This is a genomic window from Ruegeria sp. SATB027 (assembly GCF_059613825.1).
On sequence record NZ_JBXWTH010000077.1, the window covers coordinates 19,173 to 43,949 of the forward strand.

17 protein-coding genes are annotated in these 24,777 nt (G+C 55.0%); 10 read left to right on the forward strand and 7 right to left on the reverse strand.

The features are described 5' to 3' along the window. Window positions 1–47: 47 nt before the first annotated feature. Together phnD and AC2FPW_RS19285 are read right to left on the reverse strand one after the other, a co-directional pair. Window positions 48–1,022, reverse strand: coding sequence for a phosphate/phosphite/phosphonate ABC transporter substrate-binding protein (phnD, locus tag AC2FPW_RS19280; protein WP_480483730.1), 975 nt, complete (start codon window positions 1,020–1,022; stop codon window positions 48–50). Window positions 1,023–1,083: 61 nt separating this feature from the next. Continuing rightward, entirely contained in the window at window positions 1,084–1,893 is an 810-nt protein-coding gene (locus AC2FPW_RS19285) for a DeoR/GlpR family DNA-binding transcription regulator (RefSeq protein WP_480487502.1), read from the reverse strand. Window positions 1,894–2,117: 224 nt separating this feature from the next. On the opposite strand from AC2FPW_RS19285, the gene AC2FPW_RS19290 reads away from it, so the two are divergent. Genes AC2FPW_RS19290 through AC2FPW_RS19310 form a run of 5 tightly spaced genes read left to right on the forward strand, consistent with a single transcriptional unit; the run spans window position 2,118 to window position 7,517 of the window. Then, entirely contained in the window at window positions 2,118–2,582 is a 465-nt protein-coding gene (locus AC2FPW_RS19290) for an NUDIX hydrolase (protein ID WP_496814995.1), read from the forward strand. A gap of 58 nt (window positions 2,583–2,640) precedes the next feature. Continuing rightward, window positions 2,641–3,666 carry an ABC transporter substrate-binding protein gene (locus AC2FPW_RS19295; protein ID WP_496814996.1) on the forward strand — a complete coding sequence of 342 codons (1,026 nt, stop codon included), beginning with the start codon at window positions 2,641–2,643 and terminating at the stop codon, window positions 3,664–3,666. After that, window positions 3,667–5,883: an ABC transporter permease gene (locus AC2FPW_RS19300; protein WP_496814997.1), complete on the forward strand. Its 2,217-nt coding sequence runs from the start codon at window positions 3,667–3,669 to the stop codon at window positions 5,881–5,883. Then, a complete protein-coding gene (locus tag AC2FPW_RS19305; protein ID WP_496814998.1) occupies window positions 5,880–6,950 on the forward strand; it encodes an ABC transporter ATP-binding protein in 1,071 nt (356 codons plus the stop codon). The genes AC2FPW_RS19300 and AC2FPW_RS19305 overlap by 4 nt, the downstream gene beginning before the upstream one ends. Beyond that, window positions 6,951–7,517, forward strand: a complete 567-nt coding sequence (locus tag AC2FPW_RS19310; protein WP_496814999.1) for a histidine phosphatase family protein — start codon at window positions 6,951–6,953, stop codon at window positions 7,515–7,517. A 3-nt stretch (window positions 7,518–7,520) separates the two neighbouring features. Here AC2FPW_RS19310 and AC2FPW_RS19315 read toward each other — a convergent pair whose 3' ends face one another. Continuing rightward, complete coding sequence (locus tag AC2FPW_RS19315) at window positions 7,521–8,312, reverse strand: inositol monophosphatase family protein (RefSeq protein ID WP_496815000.1); 792 nt, start codon at window positions 8,310–8,312, stop codon at window positions 7,521–7,523. Between the two features lie 93 nt (window positions 8,313–8,405). Then, window positions 8,406–10,454, reverse strand: coding sequence for a dockerin type I domain-containing protein (locus AC2FPW_RS19320; RefSeq protein WP_496815001.1), 2,049 nt, complete (start codon window positions 10,452–10,454; stop codon window positions 8,406–8,408). 228 nt (window positions 10,455–10,682) lie between these two features. Here AC2FPW_RS19320 and AC2FPW_RS19325 point away from each other — a divergent pair, with 228 nt between their 5' ends. From AC2FPW_RS19325 to AC2FPW_RS19345, 5 genes are read left to right on the forward strand one after another with little or no spacing between them, the layout of a single operon-like run. Beyond that, on the forward strand, window positions 10,683–14,513 hold the full coding sequence (locus AC2FPW_RS19325; RefSeq protein ID WP_496815002.1) for a beta strand repeat-containing protein: 3,831 nt from the start codon (window positions 10,683–10,685) through the stop codon (window positions 14,511–14,513). 46 nt (window positions 14,514–14,559) lie between these two features. Continuing rightward, a complete protein-coding gene (locus AC2FPW_RS19330) occupies window positions 14,560–15,399 on the forward strand; it encodes a SapC family protein (protein ID WP_496815003.1) in 840 nt (279 codons plus the stop codon). Next, entirely contained in the window at window positions 15,389–16,732 is a 1,344-nt protein-coding gene (locus AC2FPW_RS19335) for a TolC family protein (protein WP_480899972.1), read from the forward strand. Before AC2FPW_RS19330 ends, AC2FPW_RS19335 begins: the two co-directional genes overlap by 11 nt. Next, window positions 16,729–18,876: a type I secretion system permease/ATPase gene (locus AC2FPW_RS19340; RefSeq protein WP_496815004.1), complete on the forward strand. Its 2,148-nt coding sequence runs from the start codon at window positions 16,729–16,731 to the stop codon at window positions 18,874–18,876. Before AC2FPW_RS19335 ends, AC2FPW_RS19340 begins: the two co-directional genes overlap by 4 nt. After that, entirely contained in the window at window positions 18,860–20,170 is a 1,311-nt protein-coding gene (locus AC2FPW_RS19345) for an HlyD family type I secretion periplasmic adaptor subunit (RefSeq protein ID WP_496815005.1), read from the forward strand. The genes AC2FPW_RS19340 and AC2FPW_RS19345 overlap by 17 nt, the downstream gene beginning before the upstream one ends. Before the next feature lie 115 nt (window positions 20,171–20,285). On the opposite strand, the gene AC2FPW_RS19350 is transcribed toward AC2FPW_RS19345, so the two are convergent. The 3 genes from AC2FPW_RS19350 to AC2FPW_RS19360 form a co-directional block, all read right to left on the reverse strand. Further along, window positions 20,286–20,987, reverse strand: coding sequence for a response regulator transcription factor (locus AC2FPW_RS19350; protein WP_496815006.1), 702 nt, complete (start codon window positions 20,985–20,987; stop codon window positions 20,286–20,288). Continuing rightward, window positions 20,987–22,882, reverse strand: coding sequence for a PAS-domain containing protein (locus tag AC2FPW_RS19355; RefSeq protein ID WP_480773699.1), 1,896 nt, complete (start codon window positions 22,880–22,882; stop codon window positions 20,987–20,989). The genes AC2FPW_RS19350 and AC2FPW_RS19355 overlap by 1 nt, the downstream gene beginning before the upstream one ends. 201 nt (window positions 22,883–23,083) lie before the next feature. Then, window positions 23,084–24,622: an alkaline phosphatase family protein gene (locus AC2FPW_RS19360; protein WP_496815007.1), complete on the reverse strand. Its 1,539-nt coding sequence runs from the start codon at window positions 24,620–24,622 to the stop codon at window positions 23,084–23,086. Window positions 24,623–24,777: the final 155 nt, after the last annotated feature.

Sequence of the window (24,777 nt, forward strand, 5' to 3'; positions counted from 1 at the left end):
TTAGGGTGGATAGCGGGCCTTTTCAGGCCCGCCTGATTAAGCAAGGCTTATTGGCAGGCGTAGGAGACGCCGTTTGCCGCGTCAATTTTCCGAATGACGTCCCAGAATTCCTGGTAAGTCATCTCCAGAAATTGGCCTTCGTTCGACTTGGAAAACTCTGCTTCAAGCGTCGTCCCTTCCCACTCGAAGTTGAAGAAAGCATTGCGGATTTTCTCCTGCAATTCGGGCGTCAGGTTGTAGACAGTGCCAAATCCGGTGGTTGGGAAGGTCTGCGATTTGTAAATCGTAACAACATCTTCCTCCTTAATCACATCCCGCAAAATCATCCGTGCCTTTACCGAATTTGCAATCGATGCCGCTGGATAGTCCTTGTTCGCCACACCAAGGATCGAGTTGTCGTGCTTTCCCGAATAGACGGGTTCGAAGTCGCGATCGGGCAGAAGATCGAAGTCACTTTTCAGGATCGCCGACGGTGCTTTGAAGCCCGAGTTGGAAGTGGGTGACGTGAAGGCAAGTTGCTTACCTTTGATATCCTCAACCTTTTCGATGCCCGAGCCTGGGTAGGTGATGATCTCCATTTCATAACCGAAATTACCGTCTTTTGAGGCCATAATCGTAAACGGTCGGAACCCGGCACAGTTTACTGCCAGTGGGTTGGACCCGGTGTTGAAGCCCGCAATATGCAGGCGTCCCGACCGCATCGCCTCGATCTGGGCGGCGTTGTTTTGGACCGGAAAAAATACCACATCCTTGCCTGTCTCAGCCTTCAGATGCTCTAGAAAGTCTGACCATGCGGTTTTGTATACGGCTGGGTCTTCGACCGGTGTATAGGCAAAAATCAGGGTGTCAGGATCAATTAGCTGGGAAGAATCTGTGGGGATATCCGCAATCAAATCCCCATCGACGTCGCAAAACCGCTCGTCCAGATCACCCCTCGGGCAATCTTGCGCCGAAGCTGTCCCGGAAAGCGACATGAGCGCAATTGCCGATGCCCCAACCAATAATCTGATGTCTATCTTCATGTTTTCCTCCCAGTCATGCGCGGTCATTTTGCAGTCCGCTGTTCGTCATTCATTTCAGTGTTTACGGGGCGACGAGAACATCAACCTCGGCACCGTTGATCGCGTTAAGCAACTCTCCTGTTGGTTTCGTGTCGGAAACTATGGAATCCAGTTTGGTCAGGTCTCCGACCTGAGACAGGCCTTTACGACCAAATTTCCCTGAATCGATTAAAAGATGTCGATTTGCTGCGCGCGTCAGCATCATTCTTTTGACAGCCGCAAAGCCGCGCACGGTTTCTGAAGGGCCTTCGACCGAAAAACCTGACGAGCCGATCATGCATCTGTCGACATTGAACCGAGACAGGAATTCCAGCGTTTCGGTTCCGATCGTCGCAGATTCGGTTGCCAGATATTCTCCTGGACAAAGCAGAACCTCGGCAGCCCCATGGCCGAGGGTCATTGCCACCGGGATTGAATTCGTAATCACTGTGCAAGGAGTGCCGAGATAGGCCAATGCACGGGCCATTTCGATTGTGGTCGAACCGGAATCGATCATGACCGTTTCACCATCACGAACCAGTCCCGCCGCGCTGATACCTATGCGTTCGCGCTCCTCAATCCGCGCGTTGGCTCGCTCGTCCAGACCTGGATAATGCCCTTGTGCCGGGGCAGATGCCCCTCCGTGCGCGCGTGCGATCAGGCCGTCATTCGACAGGGCGTCAAAATCCCTGCGCACCGTCTCGTTAGAGACGTTGAAACGCTGAGCCAATTCATTGATGCGAACGTGCGGGCGAAGCTTCAACTCCAGCAGTATTTGCTGGCGCCGGTCGGATTTTTTTACCCTACCCCGTCCCTTTTCAATCGTTTTGGCACGTATTTTCGTTTTGGACATCCAACAACCCAATCAGGTTTCAAACCCCACTTTTGTGGGATTTCGGGCATAATGCAATAATTTTTGTTGCATAACCCTCAGTAGGTTGTGACAATTCAGAAGAGTCCAAAGCGCAAGGCAAGAATGTGTGAATTGCACCGTTTCAAAGTGAAAACCCAAGAACCACCGTTAACGACTGAAGGTTATTCTGGGTGCGCTATTGATACCGTGTCATTGAGGGCAGCATGAGCGACGGCAACATAACAGACCAGATTGCAGCACTTCCGATGCGCTGGGACAGGGATGGAAAACTACGCGTTCTGATGGTGACCTCGCGCGATACAGGGCGGTGGGTCATCCCAAAAGGTTGGTTGATGGAAGGAAAGAAACCTTGGCATGCCGCCGAAATTGAAGCCCTGGAAGAAGCAGGTGCAGTCGGGGCAATCTCGAAACAGCCGATTGGCCAATTTTTCTACGACAAGCGCTTTGAGGGCGCGAATAGCGTTCGCTGCCGCGTTACCCTCTATCCCATGGTCGTTGAAAAACTGAAGCGGCGTTGGAAAGAACGGGACGAACGGACGCGTCACTGGTTTTCACCGGGGAAAGCGGCAAAGCTGGTGGAAGAAAGATATCTGTCAAGTTTTCTGAGAAATCTGACGGGCAATCAGAACGCCCAGTCTGTCATTAACAAGCTACGAAAAGCTGGATGAGAAAGCGCCTGACAAAACAAAAGATACTGGTGCACGATAACCAAAGGGAGGAATGATAATGAAAAAACTTACATCCACGGCCGTCGGGTCGCTGATTGCAATAGCCGCATCTGTGTCGGCAGCGCAGGCAGACAAGCTGACACTCTATTGCTCTGCGCAGGAAGACTGGTGCCAACTCATGGCGCGCAGTTTCGAAGATGCAACGGGCATCGACGTCAACATGACGCGTAAGTCGTCAGGCGAAACCTTTGCCCAGATTCGTGCCGAAAGCTCGAACCCGAAAGGAGACGTGTGGTGGGGCGGCACGGGTGATCCGCATTTGCAGGCCGCCGAAGAGGGCCTGACAATGGAATACATGTCGCCAATGCGCGACCAGCTTCATGATTGGGCAATTTCCCAAGCCGAAAGTGCCGGAAACAGAACGATCGGCATTTATTCCGGCGCACTTGGGTATGGCTATAACGCAGACCTGCTGGCGGCCAATAACCTACCCGAACCCGTCTGTTGGAAAGACCTGCTAAAGCCTGAATACAAGGGTCACGTTCAGATGGCCAACCCTAACTCGTCTGGTACGGCCTATACAACGCTGGCCTCGATGGTGCAGATCTTTGGCGAGGATGAAGGTTTTGAGTTCATGAAAGGCCTGCATTCGAATATCAACCAGTATACAAAATCCGGATCTGCACCAATCAAAGCAGCCGGTCGAGGCGAGAACACGATTGGCATCGTCTTCATGCATGATGCGGTAAAGCAGGCTGTATCGGGTTTCCCGATCAAGGTAGTCGCGCCATGCGAGGGTACCGGATACGAAATTGGCTCGATGTCCATTATTGAAGGCGCCCGCAACGAGGAAGAGGCGAAGAAATTCTATGACTGGGCGCTGTCGCCCGAGGCGCAGAACCTTGCTCTTCAGGTCAGCGCGTTTCAGGTGCCATCGAACAAGAGCGCAGAAACGTCGGAAAGCGCGCCTGACATGAGTCAGATCAAGCTAATCGACTATGACTTCAAAAAGTATGGTTCCTCAGACGAACGGAAGCGTCTGTTGCAGAAATGGGACGAAGAGGTTTCGGTTCTGCCGCAGTAAATGGCCAACCATATTACAAAAAAGACCCGTCCGGTTCTGATCTTTTGGGTCATCGCCGGGTGGGTCGGGTTTTGCCTGCTGCCGTGGTATATGGTCGACGGAGGCCTGTGGTCATTCGAATGGCTTTTTGACGGCTACCCGTTTGACGAAGATTATGCCCCCGCTGCATTCCTGATCGCACAGGGTGAGAAGCTTTGGCTTGCCCCACTGTTGATCGCTCTGACCTTACCCCTTCTGGTGCTGAAGCGAGCCAAGTCTGACCCGCTCTATGCCCGGGTTCTGATCCTTTCCGGTGCGCTCGGCTTCGGCTGGTTGATCGCACAGGGATTCGGGATTGGCATCAGGGGTTTCAATTTCAATTGGTTGGAAGCCTATTTTGGTGAACTTGGTGATCGCCAATTCGGTATGGGCTATGGCGCAATGATTTGCGCTTCAAGCTTTCTGTTCCTGTTGACCCAAGGCATTGCGGCAAGAGGTGCCATCAACGGTGACGTCTTTGTTGTTAGTGCGATTGGCGGTGTGATTACCATCGTCACCGTCTTTGTCTTTTTTCCGATCGCCAAGATGCTGTTCGCTGCCTTCGTCACTGAAGATGGCGCATATTCCATTGCTGTCTTCTTTTCAAAGTTCTTTGATGCCCGGCTTTGGGGGTTGGGGTGTTTTTATGGTGCCAGGTGTGGCGCGGCATGGAACTCGCTGTTTCTTGCCATCCTGGTTGGCTTCGTCACGACTGCCCTGGGTTTGTGCTTTGCACTGGTCGTGACCCGCTCGGGCTTTCGCTACAAACGCGTGTTGCGGGCTTTGACTGTTCTTCCGATTATCACCCCGCCATTTGTGATAGGCCTCGCGCTGATCCTGCTTTTTGGCCTGTCAGGCTCAGTCACACGGTTCGTCGCCGAACTGTTCGGCACGCAGCCAACGCGCTGGCTGTACGGAATGCCAGGCATATTCATCGCACAGGCCCTTGCGTTCACACCCATTGCATTCCTCGTTCTTATCGGCGTGGTGGAAGGCGTCTCGCCATCTATGGAGGAAGCGGCCCAGACTCTCCGCGCCAGCAGATGGCAAACGTTCAGGACAGTGTCCCTGCCCCTGATGCGCCCCGGTCTTGCCAATGCATTTCTTTTGGGCTTCATCGAAAGTATGGCCGACTTCGGAAACCCGCTTGTTCTGGGTGGGAATTTCGACGTTCTATCGACCGAGATTTTCTTTGCCATCGTCGGGGCGCAATATGACCAAGGGCGGGCCGCCGTTCTGGCCATGGTATTGCTGTTTTTTACTCTTTCGGCCTTTTACGCACAGCGTGTTTGGCTGGGCAAGAAAAGCTATACCACCGTAACAGGCAAAGGCGACGCAGGCGTGCACCCTTTGATGCCTACGGGTCTTTCTGTTCCCGTGCTGGTAATCGCTCTTGGCTGGGCGGTGTTCACGATCATTGTCTATGCAATGATCATCTACGGCAGTGTGGTTGAGCTTTGGGGGGTCAATAACTCCCTGACCCTAAAACACTACGTCACGGCATTCTCTGTTCGATTTGAAGAAGAGGGCATTCGTTGGACCGGCGCCGCGTGGGACAGCTTCCGGACCACCATAACCATTGCGGCAATTGCTGCACCTCTGACGGCAGCGGTTGGGTTGGTCACGGCTTACCTGTTGACCCGGCAAAGCTTTGCGGGAAAGAACGCTTTCGAGTTTGGGACCATGCTGTCCTTTGCAATCCCCGGTACGGTGATTGGTGTCAGCTATATTCTTGCCTTCAACGTTCCGCCGATCGAAATAACCGGCACAGGCGTTATCCTTGTTATCAGCTTCATATTCCGCAACATGCCGGTTGGGGTCCGTGCGGGCATCGCCAGCATGTCGCAACTTGACCGCAGTCTCGATGAATCCTCGCTGACCCTTGGTGCAAACTCGTGGCAGACATTTCGTCGTGTCATTCTGCCGCTGCTACGCCCCGCGATACTGGCCGCGCTTGTTTACAGTTTTGTCCGCGCGATGACGGCGATCTCGGCTGTGATTTTTCTGGTCAGTGCCGAATACGACATGGCAACCAGCTATATCATCGGGCGGGTCGAGAATAACGACTATGGTCTCGCCATTGCGTATTCGACGACGCTGATCTTCGTGATGTTGGCAGCGGTCGGGTTTTTGCAATTTCTCGTCGGTCGGGTTCAGATTGGTCGGCGTACTCAGAACTCAACGGAGACACCCTCATGACCGACAACAAAATCGGTTCCAAGGCCGCCCCGGTATTATTTGAGAACGTGTCGAAAGTGTTCGGCAAAAACGTTGTGGCTGTTGATAACATTAACCTTCATGTCGAAGCGGGAAAACTGGTCACGCTGCTTGGTCCGTCAGGCTGTGGGAAAACAACGACGTTGCGCATGATTGCCGGTTTAGAGATGGCAAGCTCTGGCAAGATTATGATTGGCGACCGGGACGTCACCAAACTGCCCGCAACAGACCGCGACGTATCAATGGTGTTTCAATCATACGCGCTGTTTCCCCACATGAGCGTGCTGGAGAACGTGATGTACGGCCTCACATTCTCGGGCTTTGCCAAGGATGAGGCTCGCAGCCGCGCCTTGCATGGCTTGCAATTGGTAGGGCTCAAGGGGTTCGACAATCGCCTTCCCTCCGAACTCTCGGGTGGTCAGCAACAACGTGTCGCCGTCGCGCGAGCGCTGGTTCTTGAACCACAGGTTCTGCTGTTTGACGAGCCGCTATCCAACCTTGATGCCAAGCTGCGACGCCAGGTGCGCGAGGATATCCGGGCCATTCAGCAAGACCTTGGATTGACGGTTGTCTATGTCACCCACGATCAGGAAGAGGCCCTGGCCGTCTCGGACGAGATTGTTGTGATGCGGAACGCCGCGATCGCTCAGATGGGTACACCTCGCGAGCTTTATGATGCCCCGAATGACCGGTTTGTTGCCGATTTCATAGGCGAGGCAAACCTGCTCAACTGTCAAATCGTTGCAACTGACGGTGATACTGCAACGATCGAGATCGAAGGATACCGTTACACTCTGCCGCGTCGGGGTTTGACCAATGGGCCCGCGACCATCGCTGTACGACCCTCGCGCCTTGTGATTGGTTCTGATGACGGCATCGCCGCTACAGTGGCCAAGGCAACCTATGTTGGCGTGCGGATGGAATACACGCTGACCGGCGCATTTGGTCAGGTTTTTGCGGTCCACGATGATGTTGATGCACCGCTTGCACCGGGTACCGAAATCAGGATGGGGTTTGCGGGCAAAGGGCCGGTACTTCTGCCCGACTAGATGCCGAATTTACTGATCATCACTCACCCCGAGGTCGTTATTGATCCGGATACCCCCATTACGGAATGGGGTCTGAACGCGACAGGTCGCCGGCGCGCCGCATCCTTTGCCGCCAGTGAAGCTATGGCCAATGTCGGCCATATCTGGGCCAGCAGTGAACGAAAGGCTCGCGACACTGGTGAGATTCTGGCCGCGCCCTTGGGGTTGCCTCTAAATATCCACCCGGAGCTTGGCGAGAATGATCGGAGTACCACTGGTTTCCTTCCACGGGAAAAGTTCGAGGCAGCCGCGGACGCATTCTTTGCCCAGCCGGATATTAGCTTTCGCGGTTGGGAAACTGCGGCCGACGCGCAGAGGCGCATTCACCGGGCAGTCTTGGAAATCACTCGTGCCCATGGCACCGGAGACCTCGCCATCGTTACACATGGTGCGGTCGGGACATTGTTGTGGTGTGAGCTTTCCGGCAATCCGATTGACCGCCAGTACGATCAACCGTCACAAGGCCATTATTGGCAGGCAAGCCTGACAACTTTGCAACCTAATTCCACTTGGTTGCCAATGGCCTAGGCGTTAAGCCCCCCAAGCGTTCTCTGCGATTTCCAACAAACTTTCAAATACATCTGGTGTGCCGACGATCACGCGCCCACCGTCGCGGATCATCGCGTCGGCGTCTTGATCTTCGACAACACCGCCCGCTTCTGCAACCAACAATTGCCCAGCCAGACAATCCCAGGCGTTCATGTGTTCTTCCACATAACCCAGAAGTCGCCCGGCTGCGACATAGGCCAATGACAATGCCCCGCTGGCGTTTCTGTGAAACATGGAACCGCGCTCGATCAGTTCTGCGACCACCGGCACGACGTGGCGAGTTTCTATCCGGTTCGAATAGCCCACAGAAACCGTCCCATCCCGAAGAGCAACCCCAGAGGCCACGTGTATCGGTGAACCGTTCAGTGTCGCGCCCTCTCCGCGTGTTGCCACAAAGGTTTCATCCATATTAGGATCCCGGATCACACCCACCGCAGTGCGCCCTTCGGTGACACCGGCCAGAACAATCGTCCATACAGGTAAGCCATTGACGAAATTCGTAGTTCCATCAATTGGATCAATCACCCAGTCAAAACCGCTATTGCCTGTGGCAGCGCCGTGTTCTTCGCCAAATATCCCATCCTGCGGCCAAGCATCCATGATCTTTTGGCGAATGAAGGCTTCGACGTTTTTGTCCGCCTCGCTCACCCAGTCCTGAGCACCTTTTTGATCGATGACCAGATTACTCCTGTCCAAGAAGTATTTCTCGGCTATCACCCCAGCTTCTTCACAGACCGCGATGGCAAAATCTCTGCGTTCCGAAAGACGATTCATGGCCTGTCCTTTTGTGTTTGTGTATCTAAGGCCAACATTGCGGTCCAAGCGGAAGCCTTGCAATGACTGAGTTGCAGCACCGTTCAATTCAATTCATGTCGCCTCGAGGTTGCCGAGCAAAATGGACGTCATATAGGCGGTTATCACCCCGTCTATGGCAACAACATCCATTCCAGTCTGATAATCAACGTTGCTTTTTGTAACTCCCGACAAATCCGCATCTGAATCCAAAAAGACCCATTGAGGTTCATGCGCAGTGGTTTGCCCAACAGCCACCTGCAAAATCGCCAGTGCATCCAGGGCATTGATGGTTCCATCTTGATTGATATCCGCCGCGATCAGGTTTTCCGCATCGGCAGGCCCCCATGTCGGATCGAGGCCAACCGAAATGCGTAACACTTGCAAAGCATCCATCGCGTCGATCTCTTTGCTCGCCGTTGAATAATGTTTGACGATGTCCAGTCTTCCGGGGAAAGTGCCATCCGGAAGGTCCAAGTCAAATTGTCCCTGATCGTCAGCCGTGACAGATACCGTGCCACCGCCGATCGGAGTGAATCTAATCTCCGCATCCGACAATCCGGGATTTACAGATCGGCTGTCCACTGTGATTGGCCCAAGCACGCCATCCGAACTGTCCGGCTTCAAACCGCCGAAATCACCGAATTCAACCGGAATGTGATCGGGGCCTTCAAACCCGGCCCCGAAAATATCGGTACTGGTCAGCGTTCCGCCCGAAGCGGACTGAACCTGCACCACCTCGCCCCGATACTCTATCCGCGCCCCTTGGGTGGTGCTGGTGAATGTCAGTTGCTGAGGGGACCGCAACAGCAAATAGTCGAACATGTCCAGACGGTCCACACCCGGTTGAAAATCCGTGATCGTGGTCAGACCGCTGCCCGACTGCATCACGAAAATGTCGGCCCCTGCCCCACCTGACATGGTCGTAGCACCTGTTCCGGCTATTAGTATGTCGTCGCCATCGCCACCCATCAGGGTGGTATCCAGAATACTGCCGCTCAGCATGTCGTCTAAGGCCGTCCCCGATACTGTTCCAAACCCTTTGTTCACGACCCCAAGATCATCGACAGGAACCGAAATGACAGTGACTCCAGCGTCTTGTTGCGACGTAACCAGAATCTGCAACTCATTGCCGACGTGAGCAAGGCTCAGCGATTCGACATTCTGCAATCCACTACTCAAAGTGTCGGCGAAACTGTCCAGATAGACCAACTGGCCTTCCGGTGTCAGCGTGAACAATGTAAGCCCATCGTCGCCGCCACCCGCCACGACGAATACGCGCCCGTTGATGTTCACGACCTCAAGGTCCTGCACGGATTCAAAGCGGGTCGTGTGCGAATCCAGAATATGGTCTGTGGCGCTCAGGCTGCCGTCAGCTTTCAATTGAAGCACACTGAGCGAGTTGCTACCTGCGCCCGCCACGATCACCCAGGGCTTGCCGTAGGCATCAATCGTTTCGACGGCTGTCGGAGTCGAGATTCCAAGGGTTCCCATAGCTGAACTGTTGTCAATCTCGGTCAACTGACCGGAAATGCTGTCGATCCGATAAGTTGAGATTGTATTGCTGGCCGCATCACTTGAGATCAGGAAATGGTCTGTTCCTGCGCGCAGCGTCTGCATCGCGCCACCAGAGCCAGCAACAAGACCAGCAAGGCTCAGCGTTCCATCTGGATTAACAAGATATGTCCCGATTTGACCCGTTTCTTCATGAGCCATTGCCAGAACATCCATGGGTCCGATCGACACTTGAACAATCGCCGAGATATCTCCTCCTCCTGCCAGAGATCCGGTTTCCGTAAGGCTGTCCAGGGTGCCATCCACGTTCAGGTCATATCCGACCAACCCGACCGCCATATTCACATCCAGTACCAGTTGTTCGGATCCCGCCAGCGTTATCGGTGTGCCACTGCGACCAACGTGAAACGTGATTGTGCCGCTGTAATATTCCGTGTCGACCAATTGAGGCAACGCGCCCTCGACCAGCCTCCAGACCGCGACGCCGCCGCCCGGTCCGGTGACGGTATAAAGATAGGTGGTTCCGTTAAACGTTTTTAAAGCCGTATCGCCGATACCTGAATCGAGCGCCGCGCTCCCCGTTGCCACCACACCTTCGAATTGAAGCATCACAGCTACACCTCCATCGCCACCCCTGGCCTTGACCAAAAGATGATCTGATGCACGGACCGAAACAAAAGCGGAATTGTGGTGAAAACGAGAAGTTCGGTTTCAGATTAACTCAATTTTTCACTTTCGATCGCAACAGTAACCAGTGGGAAAGACAGATGAGCCAGCCGTTATCAGCGCGACCTGTCATCCATTTCGGTGATCGCGGAAACCACATGTGAGGGTAAGATGACCAAAGCACCAGAGTTCAACAAGCGTCCGGCGGCTGAACCTTCGGAAACGGACCGCAAGCAACACATTCGCCAGTGGATCGATGGAAAACTTGGCCGCTGGGCAGGGCGCGGCGCGGCCGGCGGGTTGATTTCAACTTTGATGGCCTTGCCCGCGTTATCACAAGCCACAATCGAAGAACTGTATGCTTTTCAGTTCGCGGAAACCATTCCAGGCGTTCGCTCGGTCAAGTTGATGAAGAATGGCGATGTTCTTCTAAAAATGGCCGATGGCCGGACAATGATCGTGGCAGCTGAAAACGTCCAGATCCTGGACAGCGGTGCAATCATGATCGCTGAGAACGCGGTTCAGGAGATTGCCCAGTTCAGCGCTGTGGAAGCAGGTGTTTCCGCGGGTGCGTCCGCAGGCGGAATCAGTGGTGCCGGCGCGGCGTTGGGCGGATTGGGCCTGGCAGGGGCGGCTGTGGCCGCAGGAGGTGGCGGCGGTGGCGGTGAAGACAGCCCCGTCGTATCCGAACCCACCCCGACTTACACAAGCCTCAACCTCGCCGAGCTGCAATCCACAGCACTGAACAACGTCAGCACCAACGCCATCGCTCCCGAAGGGACTGCGACCATCGAAGTCACAATAGGGTCACTGGTCAAAACCGTGACACCCAACCCCGATGGCAGCTGGAGCATCTCTCTGACAGCAGCCGAAGCCAGCGGGCTTCCACAGGGTGTGTCGACGGTGACCATCAGGAACCTGGATGGGTCGGGGGCCGAGCTGTCGACACAATCCGTTCAGTTTGACATCGATACTGTCCTGCCAAGCCTGTCGATCACCGGGTTTTCTGACGGGCCGGTACTCAACCTGGCAGAGCAGGCCACCGATCTGACGGTCACCGGTGTAACTGATGCTGAAGACGGGCAAATCGTAACGGTTTCACTGAACGGGCAAAGCTATTCCGGTACGGTTTCCGGAGGACAGTGGAGCGTAACCGTCCCGGCGGCTGACCTTAGCGCCTTGCCTGACGGCGCAATCGTAAATGTCACCGCAGACGTGACTGACGCGGCTGGAAACCCGGCCGCACAGGCCAGCGGAAGCTTTGATACGGATTTCACCGCGCCAAGTGTTTCTCTGGATCCTGTTGCGGGTGGATCAATTGACCTGATTGATGTGGTTGGTGACTTAACCTTAACGGGTTCCACCACGGCCGAGGACGGGCAAACCATCATCGTCACGTTCGACGGGCAGGTGTACACCGGCACTGCGACAGGCGGAAACTGGACTGTCACGATCCCCAATTCTGACCTCAGCGGTCTGTCGACCGGAACACCTGCTGCAATTGTTGTGGCGGTCGAGGATATCGCAGGCAACCCGGCCGTGCCGATTCTAGTTACTGTACCAGTAGACCTGGCTGGCCCCTCAATTTCGATATCTCCGCTTTCCGTCGGCGCAGTTCTCAACGCCGCTGAAGCAGCGGCAAACTTGGCTATAAGCGGGACAACCGCCAATGTCGAGGATGGCCAGCAAGTCACCGTCACACTGGATGGTCAAACATATACCTCGACAGTGACGGGCGGAACATGGACTGTAACAGTCCCAGCCGGTGATCTGGCATCTTTGGCCGACGGAGGCAGCTTTCAGATCACCGCAGATGTCAGCGACGCAAACGGGCTGACAGCGCCTCAGGCTGATGTGACACTTTTTAAAGACGTCACAGGACCGACCCTCAGCATCGACACGTTCTCGACCGGCGCATTCATGAATGCTGCCGAACAAGCGGTGGACCTGACAATATCGGGCGCAACGTCGGCCGAAGATGGCCAAGTCGTGACCGTCACTTTGAACGGTCAATTTTACACTGCTACAGCCACCGGAGGGTCATGGAGCACAGTTGTCCCCGCTGCCGACCTTGCGGCCCTCTCTGATGCTGCCACCGTGGCGGTAACGGCGGATGTCTCCGACGCCGCAGGAAATCCGGCGTCACAGGCCAGCAACAGTTTCACGACCGATTTCACACCCCCTACCCTGGGAATAACCAGTATTTCTGACGGCACTGTCATGAACGCTGCTGAGCAAGGTACCGACCTGATTGTCTCGGGAACCTCTGACGCTCAGGATGGAACGGTCATTACTGTGGAGATCGCGCGCGCAGACGGAACTGTAGATGTAAGCGGTACAGCAACGGTAACCGGTGGTGTCTGGACCTATACCGCAACAGTTGCCGAACTTTCAGGCCTCCAGGACGCAAGTACTTATAATGTCACGGCTTCTGTTTCAGACACTGCTGGGAATGGCAACCAAATCTCGACGAGTTTCACAACCGATTTTACAGCGCCAGCAATCACGATCGACAGTTTGCCGGTTGGCTCCGTATTGGATGTAATGGAACAAGCTACAGACCTGACAATTTCAGGCACGACAACCTCGGAAGATGGCCAAATAGTCTCTGTCACGTTTGGCGGGCAAACCTATACAGGTGTTGCATCGGGTGGAACCTGGGCGATAACTGTGCCAGCCAGCGACCTGGGTGCGCTTTCCGATGGAACAAACTACACCATCACCGCAACAGTTGACGATATCGCTGGCAACAGCGCAGTGGCGGCAAGCAGTTCGGTAACAACGGACTTTCGGCCAGTTCTGATGCTGGACGATGTCGGCGTGAACAACGCGGTGGCCCTTGCTGATGCCAAGGCGTCAGGCATTACTGTCAGCGGTTCCTCTGCCGGGCTTTCAAACGGCCAGATTGTAGATGTTTTGCTGAACGGCAGTTCCATCGGCAGCGCGACAGTAACCGCGGACGGATCCTGGACACTGGCTGTTGCGTCGTCAGATTTCGCCGCCATAGAAGCTGGGGATGCCCTGACTATATCAGCCCAGGCAACCGTTGCAGGGGGACCAGATCCCTTACCTGTATCGGATCAGGCGGTTGCTCATGAGCCAGCTGCCTACGTGGTCTCAGAGGTCGGGCGCAGTGGATCAACCGTTACATTTGCCATTTATGCTGATGCTAATCGTGACATCTCTGGTGGCTTGGCTTTTACAGCGGAGCTTGAGTTTGACTCATCTGTCGCCACTTTCGACATCGGATCAGACACGGAACACAGCGCGTTTGATTTGTTCCTGGCAAACCCAGGCACAGGTGACATCATCAACTTCGCTGGCGCGGCGACTGTTTTTTCCGATTTGTCTCAGCCTCTTGTCACCTTCACGATGACAGTACAGGACGCTGCTCAACCCATTGAGTTAACGATCAAAACACCTGAAGGTGGACCTGTTGCAGTTCAGTTTGGCACCAATGGCAATGACATCCTAACCGCGGCAAACACGGATACAATCATTCGTGGCGGTGGTGGCGATGACAGCATTGACATCACCGAAGCCGGGCGTGACGTCGTTGTCTTTGAAGCCGACCCGAACAACAATGGCGTAGACAGCATAACCGGTTTCACAATTGGGCCCGCAGCAGATGTAACCGACGCTCTGATGTTCAGCGGACTGAATGTCGCTACGCTCCGAGGTGATGGCACGGGTTTTGAGCTTCTTACTGTCGGTGACACATTGGGCACAGACACTGGATTTGTAGGCCTCGATACCGTTCTTGCAGACCTCAATGCCGTTACACTCGAAACGGCTGTAGAGAGCCTTGCCGGAGCAATTGCAGGTGACGCGCTCTATGTGATGGCAACGGACGGAACGGACAGTGTCCTGATCAAAGTTGATTTCGTGACACCTGGCGATGCCAACGTCGAGACCCTCGCCACTTTCCATGGACTCGCCGATCTCAGCGGCTTGACAGCCGACAACATCATACACACCGACCCAACCGGTGCGACGGCCTGAGCCAGCTCAGGAACAAATTGGCGTTCATCAGAAACACGAGGCAGTTATGGCACAGAATGGCTTAACCCCGGTCACACGAGTACGACATGGTCATCGGTTCTGGAAACGTTACACGTCGTTCGAATTCGCGCGCGATATGGTCGACTGCCCGGTGGCTGAGGCAGAGATCCTACAGGCAGCGGCCAATTTTCCGATCGCGTTCCGGAAATCCAAACGGGGATTTTACCCCGTGGCAATCTTATCGATGACACCAGACAAACCGACGCCATACGTGTCAGCAAAAGGGGAATGGCGTGCAAGCTATGTTCCCTCGGCACTACGGTGTGTGCCCTTTCAATCCCGACCACCTGAGCTTCTGGGCAAAACCGGAGAGGGGGAGTTTGACTTGCTTGTCAACGAAAGCCTGGAGCTGGTTACCGACAACCCTGACGATGAGCCATTCTTTGACCGAACCGGAGCGTTGGGGGCTGAACTGCGAAATGTCCAGGCGTTCTTTCGCACTCTTACAGCATCACTGGAGAACACATATCAGATGTGCCGTACGATAGGCGGTATGGGGCTTTTTTCCCCACTCGCCTGCGCACAAATGGACGAATGCCTCGACGGTTACTTTGGTGTCAAGCTGGGTGCCTTGCGGCAAGTTCCTTCAGCGCATCTGTCATTGCTCGCCATGAACGGAGGCCTGCGCCTCATACATGCCCACCAAGTTTCCTTGACTCATTGCGCGTGGCTCTTGCCAGCTCAAATGCGCGTCGAGCAATTGGAGAAAAAGTCGTCGACCGGCGTTAGGTCGGGTGCTTCAGAATTTTTGGAGGCGCTGGCAGCCGCCCAACGAAAGGAAAGCTTGCTGGACCATCGGTGGCAGGAGGGTCAGTATGCCATTTAGTAAGTATTCGCAGTATTTTGTCGCGCTCAGTCTGCTTCTGGCTTCGGTTTCCGCCTGCACGCGTCCACCCGATTTGACGCCTGTGACGATGTCCTTCGCAGCCCAAACAGCCGGTGCTGGGGCAACTAAACCATCAAAAACACTCAGTCACAGCGCCTTCGGGCAGCGGGTAAAAAAGGCGGTTGAGAACAGCCCAAACCTGGCGCAAGTCAAATCCAGAATGGGAATCGCGAAGGCCAAACAAAACGCGGCTGAAGGCGCTTTTCTCCCGGAGATTTCGCTGGGGCTAAACGCGCGATCTGAAAGGATTGCATCAGATATTGCGGATGTATCGCCGTATCTGAGGGTCTCACAATTGGTCTACGACGGCGGGGCGGCTTCAGGGGATCTGACCGCTGCGCGGGCACGTGTCTTGGAAAGCAGAGGCGATCAGATTCAAACGGCCTCATCCACTGCGCTCGCAGCTATCGAGACCTATGTACTTGTCCTCGATCAACGAAAGATTCAAAGCATCGCAGCACAGAATGTTTTGACCCATGAAGAGCTTGTTCGCCAGATAACCGACCGAACAGAAAACGGCGTCGGTTCAAGTGCCGACGTCCTGGCAGCCCGGTCACGCATGTCCGATGCGCGCACAAAGCTGGCTGATGCGTATGCGCGCACAGACCGCGCCGAAGCGCGATTCCGCGAAGTATTTGGGGATGAACCTGGCACTCTTTCTGCACCAGTTCCGGCACCTGGGCTGGAAAGAAGTGACATGCAGATCATAATGAACAGTCCTCAGGTTCGGCGGTCCGATGCAAGCCTTCTGGCCGCCAAGGCGGAATGGTCCGCAGCGCAAGCGCGCCGCAGCCCTGATGTCAGGGTCGCCGCATTCGCAAACCAGGATAACAATCGTGACGCGAATTTTGGAGTGGATCTTTCTTTCAATTACGAGTTGGACAGCACCGGCCAACGCCGCGCCGCAATAGCAGCGGCGGAATCGTTGGTCAAAGAGACAGAGTTTGCGCGCGAGCAGCTTATCCGAGAAATTACGCGAGAGTTGGGTTTTATCCGTTCGGATCAAAAAGCGGGTGCCGATCGGTTACGCGAAGCCCGGATTGCCGTAGAGGCTAACGCGGAAAGTGTCGCTGCATCCCGTGAACAATTTTCAATCGGCCGCCGTAGCCTCATTGAAATTCTGGATGCTCAGCGCGACTACGTAAATGCTCAGGAACGTTTGATCCTTGCGGAACAGAGCTACTTTCTAACCAATTATGCAGCCCTAAGCCTGACCGGAGACATACTCGACCTGCTTGGGGTTTCATTGGGCGACTGGGGCACTACACAATGAACGCATCCCACCCTGCCACCGATGCCTCGTTACTTACACCGTTTGAAGCCTGTCTGTTGAATATCTCGTCGGCACTTGAACGGCCATTGAGTCTCGCGGCGCTGCACGCGGCGCAAACTGGCGCAGATGGGGATTTGACAGTACGGGACATTCTCGCCCTCGCGCCAAAGGCGGGCATGCAGGCGGGGTATGGGGCAATGCGCCTTTCCGACTTGGATGACAATCTGACACCCACCCTGTTGCTGTTGGCAAAGGGTAAAGCCGTTGTCTTTCACGGACGGACGCAAGCTGGCGCCTTTTTGGTCTTCGACCCAGAGCTTGGCGAAGGTATCGGTGAAGTTTCCGAAGACAAGCTGGCAGCCTGTCATACCGGTTACGCAATCCTGTTCCGTCGCCATCACGACGGCGAAACATTGGACGGGCCCGGTTCACACGGCGGTCACTGGTTCTGGAACGCCCTGTCCGCCAGCCGGTGGTCATACGTTCAAGTCGCACTCGCTGCGGCGTTGGCAAACCTCCTTGGTTTGTCTACGTCCGTTTTCATCATGGTGGTCTATGACCGGGTATTGCCCAACGAAGCAACAGAGTCTCTGATCGCTTTGACCCTGGGTGTGGCGTTGGCACTGTGTTTTGACTTTGCCCTCAAGTTGCTGCGGGCGGGATTTATCGACAAGGCTGGGCAAAAAGCCGACTTGTTGATGGGCCGGCGCATTTTCGACCAGTTGCTGAACATCCAGATGAAATCGCGCACTGGGTCTACCGGTGCCATGACCAGCACCATTCGCGAGTTTGAAACTCTGCGAGAATTCTTTACATCCGCGACGCTGGTGGCCGTTGTTGACCTGCCTTTCATTGGGTTGTTCATCCTAGTGATCTATCTGGTTGGGGGACAACTGGCTTTGATCCCTGCACTGGCCGTACCGGTGGTGCTCCTGACAGGTTTGGCGGTGCAGCCAGTTTTATCAAGGATGGCGGAACGAAGCTTGTCCGATGGTCAGTCCAAGCAATCAGTTCTGGTCGAGGCTGTCTCGGGACTTGAAACCATTAAAACAACGGCAGCAGGCAGAAAAATGCGCGCACGATGGGAACAGGCCATCGAACAGCAGTCAGCGCATGGTGCACGAAGCCGAACCGTCACGCAATTTGCCCTGAACCTGACCGGATTCACCCAACAGGCCGCACAAGTGCTTGTCGTATTTCTTGGTGTTTTTCTGATCACAAACGGGCAAGCCAGCATGGGTGCGCTGGTGGCTTCGGTAATGTTGACCGGTCGGGCGCTGGCCCCTCTGGGTCAACTGGCGCAGACTTTGACCCGCATAAATCAGGCCAGGTGCGCCTATCGCAACCTCAATGCGCTAATGCATGCAGAAAGCGAACGCCCGGAGGGGCGCACATGGCTGACCCGATCTGATTTCAAAGGGGCAATTGCCTTCAATAACGTGCATTTCTCGTATTCTGACCAAAGCGAAGATACCCTGCATGGTGTCTCATTCACAATCAAGCCTGGCGAGAAAGTCGCAATTCTCGGTCAAATCGGATGCGGGAAAAGCACGATTGCGCGCCTGCTATTGGGGCTTTACACGCCGCGAGTGGGCTCGGTCATGATTGATGGATTAGACATACGTCAGATCGACCCGGGTGACTTGCGACGCAATATCGGATCCGTTCTGCAGGATGTCTGGCTTTTTTCGGGGTCTGTCAGGGACAATATCGCAAGTGGCGCAGTCCGGCCCAGAGATTGCGACATCGTCGAAGCCGGCCGTATTGCCGGTGTCGAAGAATTCGTGAACAGCTATCCTTCGGGCTATGACCTTCAACTCGCTGAACGCGGTGAGGGGCTTTCCGGTGGGCAACGGCAGGCAATCGCCCTGGCACGGGCACTTATCGGGCGACCTCCAGTTTTGCTTTTTGATGAACCAACCAGTGCGATGGACGTCAAAACCGAAGCCCAACTGGTTCAACGCCTGAGTGCGTCAACCTCCGGGTCAACCTTGGTCATTGTAACGCACAGAACCAGTCTGCTGGAGCTTGTGGACAGGGTTATCGTTCTGGAAAACGGAAAAATCGCAGCTGATGGACCCAAGAGCCTGCTGACGCAGCACATGCACCAGAAAGGGAGGCACCTGAATGTCGCAGCATCCTGATCTGGCGAAGTTGGCGCGCGAAATGCAGGGGCGGTCCCCCGTTCGTGGTTCATTGCTCTTGCTGTTGATCCTGTCGTGTATTGTCTCGGCCGGGTTGTGGGCGCATTTGACCGAGTTGGATGACGTAACGAGGGTCGATGGGCGGATCGTGCCTTCGGGAGACATACAGGTGATCGACGCCGCCGAGCCTGGCGTGCTGCGGTCGCTTCATGTGCGCGAAGGCCAGTTGGTCGACAAAGGGGCATTGTTGATGGAATTGGACGCCACACAAATCGACAGCCAACTTAGCCAGGAACAACAGCGCGCTTTCGGGCTGCAAGCCCGTGCACAACGTCTGCAGGCAGAAATAGATGGAACACAATTGAATTTCGATGCGCAGTTGATCGAAGGTGCGCCCAGTGTCGTGCGTTCGGAAACTGCACTGTATCAGGGTCGGCAAGCAGAGCTGGCGGCAGAAATCGCCATATTGGAACGACAACGTGAGCAAAAGCAGCGAGAACACGAAGAAGGTCTCGTGGATCAGGTAACAGCAGACGAAACCTTAAAAGTGCTTGGTGAGGAGCGTGCGATCATAGCTCCGCTTGTTGAGCGGCAAATGGAACCGGCAACGACATTGCTGGCGTTGCGGCGCAGCGAGGCTGAGTGGCGCGGCCGCAAAGTCCGTGCCGAAGCCGTGACCAGCAGGTTGCAAACCGGTTTGGATGAAATAGATGATCGGATTCAAGCTGCTCACAGCCGATTTCGAAGCGCGGCGCTTACTGAATTGGCCATTGCAACTGCGGAACTGGCGACCTTGCAACCCGCCTTGCCTGCCCTACGCGACCGCGCTGCACGAGCGCAGGTTCGCTCTCCGGTTCGCGGTATCGTCAACCGCATCCACCGAACCACCATTGGGGGTTTGGCGCGGAGTGGCGAAGATCTTGTCGAGATTGTTCCCCTGGACGACACACTATTGGTCGAAGCTTACGTAAAGCCCGAAGATATTGCATTCTTGCGTGCTGGACAGCCCGTAAAGGTAAAGATCACGGCTTATGATTTTGCGCGATACGGGGCGCTGGATGGTGAAATCGTACGGATTGGCGCCGATACCGTCACACGATCAGAGCGGAACGACGAAGAGGTGTTCGTTGTGGAAATTCGCACGAGCAACACCATGCTCGATGGAAATGGTGTCGCAGTGGAAATCATACCCGGCATGATCGCAGAGGTTGACATTTTGTCAGGTCGAAAATCCGTATTGGAGTATCTGCTGGAACCTGTCGTGAAGATAAAAGATCAAGCTTTGCGTGAGTGAGCGCAAAGACCAAAATATTCGTTCTTGCGACGCTTACTGTGTTTTCTATCTACACTGCCGGACGCAGAGGGGATCGAAAGAAATTCAGGTTCACACTCTAGCCAACAGAGCGTCGCTATTTCCAGTCGACATCCCCTAAAAATATATACCCGGCACCGTAAATTGTTTTGATCAGACGCGGATTCTTCGGATCTTCTCCAAGTTTCGTACGCAATCTGGAAATTCTGACATCCATAGCACGATCAAAACTGTCGCCGGCCGCACCGCCCAAGGACTCCTGCATCTGCCCCCTGCTGATCAGCCGCTTGGGGCTTTCCAGAAACAGACGCAAAACCTCGCCTTCTGCATGGCTGAAAGGTGTTTCAGCCCCTGACCGGTCTTCCAGAACATACCGATCAAAATGCGCAATCCAGCCGTTGAATTCCGCCCTGTCCGATTGTGATGTCCTACCGCGCGGCGCGCGCAACCTGGCCCGTACCCGGGCTACGACCTCGGTGGGGTCAAACGGCTTGGTAATATAGTCATCTGCGCCAAGCTCCAGTCCTGTCACACGGTCCTGAACCTGCGCCCGGCCAGAAATTATGATCACTGCTGCACCCTGTTCCAGCGCCAAGCGATGAACAAGCGCCAGCCCGTCGGTATCTGGTAAGGACAGGTCCACAAGGCAGACATCAGGGGTTACTCGATTAAGGGATGCTTCAAACTCTCTGGCACGGGAAAAACTCTGCGTTCTGAAACCGGCATCCTCCAGCGCATCCGTCAGAATGCGCCGAATTTCGGGTTCGTCGTCGAGAATGGTCACCATTGGTTGCGACATCAGGCGGCCTCGGCTTGGATGAGAGCGGACAATTGGGCCTGTGAGAACGGTTTACGCAAAACAGGTGCCAAAGCAAGGGCCCGTTGATGCAGCGGATCTGAATTTGGCAGAGATGTCATAAGGATAAGCGGCAACCCCGGTTTCAACTGTTCAAGGATATCCAAGCCAGTACCGTGTCCTTCCAAACGGATATCGGACAAGACCAGCGAAATGTCCTTCACACTTGATATCAAGGCCAGTGCTTCATCAACTGAATTTGCTTCAATGACAGTAAAGCCCAAATCCACCAGCATGTCCCGAAACTGCCCGCGTAGGTCTTCGCTGTCTTCAACCAACAGTACCAATCCGTCCTGCGCCGGAGGAGCGGGCCGAAAAGGCAAACGCATGACAACTGAGGCCCCAGATGGCGTATTTCTTAGATTCAGATCGCCACCAGCAAGCTTGACCGTATCATAAACCATCGGCAGCCCCAGACCCGAACCGTCGCTCCCTTTTGTTGTGAAAAACGGGTTCAGCGCCTTTTCAAGCGCCTCGGGTGAAAACCCCGGCCCAGTGTCGGAAACCGTGACTTCGATCCAGATCTCACCAATGGCATGTGCACTGATTGTGATCTGGCCCGTGCTCCCGCAGGCATCCCTGGCATTCAGAACCAAATTCAAAAGCGCATCCTGAACCATACCCGGATCAAGCATCAATGTCTGTTTTGGCAAGGTGTTTACGACGGACAGGCCCACACCGCGAGGCAGCGAGGGCGTCGCCAGAATCCTCAGGTCTTCCAACAATCCCCCGATGTCAGTGGCCTGCGGTTGCGGCGTTCGGTTTCCAGTCATGTCGGCGATCCGGTTCAACAGCTGCCCGCCCCGGCGCGCCGTTTGTTGAGTTGCGGCCACAAGTTCCTGCGCGCCATCCGGCAAATCCATCTTGTCGAGGCGGGACTGCATCCCAAGGATGATAGTGAGCAGATTGGAGAAGTCATGGGCAAGCCCGCTGGTCATCTGGGCTGCCATCGCCCGGCGGCGGGTTTGTTGTAATGCAACGCGTGCCTGCGTCTCTTCGGTGATGTCCACCGACATCACGTACACACCCCCTGCCCCATCTGGCGTAAACGAAACACGAATACGGCGGGAATCCTGATCTTCAGTGAACTCGAAAACCGACGGCTCTCCGCTATAGGCCTTAAGCAAATGGGCCTGAACCCGTTCAAAGGCGGCCGCACCCAGCGCTTCAGAAATGTGAAGCCCCAGAATATCGGACGGACGCCCGGGCATGACGGCGCTCAGGCGGCGGTTCGAGTAATCGTAACGGCCGTCGCTGTCCAAATGCGCGATATGAGCCGGCATCATCTCGGTCACCATACGAGTACGCGCTTCGATTTCGGTCAGTTCCCGCTTGGCCTCTTCAAGCGCCGCGATCGTGGCCGCAAGTTTGCGGTTGGTTGCGGATAGTTCTTCCGCGTGGCTCAGCAACTGTTCCGACAGTTCCTCTGACCGCGCCCGCAACAGGTTTTCCGCCCGCCGCGTGCCGGTAATATCCGTGTAGACCGCGACCCACCCGCCTTGGGGCAGCGGCGCGCCTTCAATTGAAACAACCTGCCCATTGGGGCGCACGCGCTCCATGTAGTGGGGCTCAAACGCCAAGGCTTGCTGGACACGCAGATTGACCATTTCCTCGACACTTTCATCGTCGCCATACTCACCGCGGCTGGCAAGAAAGTGGATCGTGTCGCGAAACAGAGCGCCCCTTTGAACCAGCTCATCCGGCAAACCGAACATTTCCTGGAAGCGGCGATTGCTGAGCACCAGTTGCAACTTGTTGTCATAAATGGAAAGCGCCTGACCGATCAGGTTCAGCCCAGCGGTCGTCATCGCCTTGATACGCTTTTCCGTTATGTCCAACTTCGTTTTCTCCACGGCTCATGCCTAGCATCAGAAATCATGCACGGGTAGTGGAATTGAGGGGAGGCGTTTCGGACTCTGCCTTCGTTCAAGTGCTTTTGCCAATCCGCGAATGCGCAAAGAGAAATACGTCGACACACCTGCCCGTGACCGAGTGCCCGGTATAGTTAGAATAGATGAACGTTGACAAAAAACCGCGTTCTAAGATGTGTATCTGGGGCGGGATTTTGCACCCTCAGATGTGATCGAATGCAAGGACAATGTGTGGTCCATATTTTTCATCCGGTGGCGCAACATCTGTCGGCTTAACCGTGCGAGGTCCGTTGCAAAATCTGGATTCTCCGCGACGTTCTCGAATTCGCCCTTACCTTGGTGGTCGAACAGGATCGGGGGCAGGTCGGCAGCGAACTCGACCAGTGTGAACCGTTCATCCCGCAATATTCCCAAACACGAGTCGCTGTTACCGGTCCCCAAGTCTTGCTGCCACAGCGTCGGGTTTTCAGGTTCTGAAAAGTCAAGTTCACTGAAAGAATAGTCGCGCCAATCGTCTGGGATATTACCGCGCAACAATGGCAGCAAGGACCGACCATCCATAGCGTTCGGAGCAGCCTGTCCAATCCAGTCCAGTATGGTCGGAGTGACATCCACGGACTCGGTTGGAACGGTGATCTTGCTTCCAGCTACAGCTTCGTTCCCGGGCAAACGGATCATCAGCGGTGTGTGATACGCTGCGTCGTAGACCGTCATTTTGCCCCAGCTGTGTCGATCCCCCAGCATTTCACCATGATCGGCGGTGATAACCAGCAATGTATCGTCGTATTGCCCGCTGTCCTTCAGGTACTGGACAACACGACCGATGTGGTGATCAACCTCGGTCGCCAGGCCCAGATATATAGCACGCAAGGTGCGAATGTTTTCGTCCGTAGGTTCAACGTCATCGAAACCGTGAACGAATTTTTTCGCGCTAAAGGTATCCAGCTTTGGTCCAAAGAACGGGTGCACTGCTTTTTCTGCTGCTGCGCTCGGCAAGCAGCGCGGCAGAGGGATATCCGCCGGGTCATACATGTCATTGTACGGGGCCGGTGCGACCAAGGGCGGATGCGGGCGGATATAGGTCAAATGGGCGAACCAACCCTTTCCACGATGCGGCGCGATCCCATCAAGAAAGGCATCTGTCAGAAAAGCTGTATCGCTGTCTTCCGCCCGATACAGCGCGGGATCATTCAGCCGCGGGTGTCCACCGTCGGGCGAAACGGGCTTGTAGACATCCCAGTACTTTTCGAACTGGTACCCCTTTTTCATCAGATGCGCTTGCCAAGGATATGATTCTTCAAGGCGCATTTCGACAACTTCAACAAACCCGGTCATCGACTGTTCGTAAGACTTGAGGTCAGGGTCATTGGGATCATGGACGCGCGGGTCGGCGGAGGTATCTGTGTACCCAAACAACATTGGCAAGTAACCAGCTTTGCGCATCTCCGTGGCGATGTTTGGGGTATCGTGCCGTAACGGCGTTCCGTTTCTTACCGACCGATGATTCATCGCATATTGGCCGGTCAGAATCGATGCGCGCGAGGGACCGCAGGGATTGGTGACCGAAAAATGACGGGTAAAGGTCACGGCCTCATCCATAAAAGCCCGCAAATTCGGAAGGTTCACATGGTCTGCCAAGGCCCCGGACAGGCAATCCGCTCTGAGTTGGTCGATGATGACAAACAAGACGTTCTTGGTCTGATGCATACCGACTTCTCCGATTCCGCGCCGTAATAACCAACGCGGAATGTGTATTGCTTCCCGCCACAGCGCAACCAATTTGTCGGTTAGGCAAAGGCGTGTTATCCCGACAAAGTTGCTGTGCGACAACCTCTGGCATGCACCTGTTCAGCATATCTCCA